This window comes from Bacillus sp. SIMBA_074, assembly GCF_046534555.1.
Lineage (GTDB): Bacteria > Bacillota > Bacilli > Bacillales > Bacillaceae_G > Bacillus_A > Bacillus_A mycoides.
In genome coordinates this window covers 1-274 of record NZ_JAWRYM010000478.1, presented here as the reverse complement: position 1 = coordinate 274, position 274 = coordinate 1, and the positions used below count along the sequence as shown (strand labels likewise).

The 274-nt window shown below is 69.0% G+C and carries 1 protein-coding gene; it reads left to right on the top strand.

Going from position 1 to position 274, the window contains the following annotated elements; translation table 11 throughout:
- On the top strand, window positions 1-274 hold a 274-nt coding region (locus SB773_RS31655; RefSeq protein WP_410594282.1), incomplete at both ends, for a hypothetical protein.

Below are 274 nucleotides of genomic sequence, written 5' to 3'. Positions count from 1 at the left end.
ACTCATCGACGCAACGGTCTCCGGCGCGACGACGGGCACCATTTTGCACGGCGGACAGCGCGTTGGCCGGCGACGGTTCCTTCCGCAGATCGGAAGCGTCCGTCCGGACACGGATCTCGTCCTGCTGACGGCCGGCGGCAACGACCTCCAATACGTGGGTAGCCTGGCCGCACGTGCCCGAGCGAACGGTCTGATCCGCCGACCGCTCACTCGATCGCTGGGACGCCGGGCGCTTCGCCGCTCGCCGCTCATCCAACCCAGCGACGAGCAGGTC